Origin of the sequence: Frankia sp. ACN1ag (assembly GCF_001414035.1) — a bacterium.
GTDB lineage: Bacteria > Actinomycetota > Actinomycetes > Frankiales > Frankiaceae > Frankia > Frankia torreyi.
Window position 1 is genome coordinate 1 of the sequence record NZ_LJPA01000087.1, and the last position, 1,797, is coordinate 1,797.

The window sequence follows — 1,797 nt, forward strand, 5'->3', positions numbered from 1 at the left end:
ACCCCGAGCCGGTCCCGCGCCTTCGTGATCGCCGTGGTCGCCGGCACCTTCACCGGCCCGGCACTGTCTGCCAGCCAGTCGTCGGCGACCTTCACCTGCCGCATCACCTCGTCGTAGCCATCCGAGGGGAACAACGCCAACGCGACCACGTACCGGACCATCAGCGCCGCGGGCAGGTCCCGCGTCCGCTTCTCGCGACGACCGGTCTCGGTGACCACCCGGTCGACCAGCGCGTCCGGGAACTGCGCCGCCAGCACCCCCAGCCCGACCCGGTCCACCAACCGGTCCTCGGGCTTCTCCTTCACCTGACCGCGTCTCGGCACCCCTCGAACCTACACGATCAGAACCTAAGTTCCTGGTATTGGGTCCGTTCCCGAGGATCATGTCTGGCGATCAAGTCTTGACCTGGGGTTGGACAGCTTCGGATGGGAATCCGCGGGGGCCGGTCGGCGTGTCGTGTGGGCCGGGCGGTTGGCGTGTCGGGTTAGTCCCGACGATCATGTCTGGGCTTGTGGTTCTGACCAGGCGTGGGACAGGTGTTCTGGGACGCCAGCGACCCGATTCTCACGGTAGTTGGCCTTTTCGAGGCAGGTTGGTGGTCAGGTCGCGGTCCGGGTATCCTGTCCAAGCCAAAGCGGTGATTTGTTCCCGGAGAATGTCACCATGGCCGGCGTGACGGGCGAAATCCTCGATCAGGAGCAGGTAGACAAACCGCAGGCTGACATCGCCAGCGCGGGGGTGCGCCTTGGTGTCGTCGAGTTCGAAGTCAGCGGCGATCACGCGGGAACGCTCGCTGGCACGCTCAAACTCGGCGATCACGTCGGCCAGCGTTTCGCCGTCGGCGACAACGAAACTGCCGTCGTCACCGGTGGCGTAGCCGTCGCATGCGGACTCGTCTAGGCCGAGCAGGGTGCGTTGGAACCAGATGCGCTCGGCGGTGGCGGCGTGTTTGATCAGCCCGATCGGTGTGGTCAGTGAGACGACCAGGCGCCGCCGTGCGTCGGTCTCGGATAGCCCTCGCGCGGTGTCGATGAGCGCTTGCCGGTTGCGGTCAAGCAAGCTCTCCAACATGAGACGTTCGGGTCCAGTGGTCATTCGGGGCCATATGAACATTAATTGTCCAGCTTTCTGGGTTGAAAGGACATTGACGGATCAGACCATGGGCGCGTACTCGAGCAGCATGAGGGCCGATCGGACAGGGCTCGTCTCGATTGCCAAGGAGAACACCGATGACATCGGCGCCGGAGGCCCGCCGGGGATGTAGGCGCTGCAAACGCTTCTCGGCCCTCGTCAGAGGGCCCTCGGGGAATGCCGTGTCCAGAGCCGAGGAAGAGCCGGATCGGTCACAAGGATAACATCCAAGCTATGCGCGTGTCACGTGACTTGTGTCGATCTGTTCAGGCGCGTTATGGGCCGAGGGTATCCCGAAGCTCAGGAGCCATCCTCGACATCAAGATCGGTTCGGGCTGCTCGGAGTTGACCGTGGACGTGTGCGAGCGCGTCGCGGAGTTGCTGGTTCTCGATGCGTAACGCATCCACTGCAACGCGGATTAAGCCGCCCCTCCAGCACGTCCCGCTTGCCGTCCGCGACCACTTCGACCAGAAGCCGTTCGGCCGCCAAGATCCACCGAATCCGCCAACTTACCCGGACGCTCTGAGGTCAAATCGTCCACGTCAAGATAACGGAATTCAGGTCGATGGTCTGAGGTGGTCCCCGTTCTTCGGACAGTGATCCCTATGTGGGATAATTGATCCGTGAGCGGAGGAGATCAATGAGTCAGTCGCGGAGGCGGTACA

At 63.3% G+C, this 1,797-nt stretch carries 2 protein-coding genes; both read right to left on the bottom strand.

Going from position 1 to position 1,797, the window contains the following annotated elements; all coding sequences use genetic code 11:
- The coding region (locus tag UK82_RS30605; protein WP_173667383.1) for a transposase domain-containing protein at positions 1–323 on the bottom strand (323 nt) is incomplete at its 3' end.
- Between the two features lie 241 nt (positions 324–564).
- A complete protein-coding gene (locus UK82_RS30610; protein WP_313949848.1) occupies positions 565–1,113 on the bottom strand; it encodes a DinB family protein in 549 nt (182 codons plus the stop codon).
- Positions 1,114–1,797 lie beyond the last annotated feature (684 nt).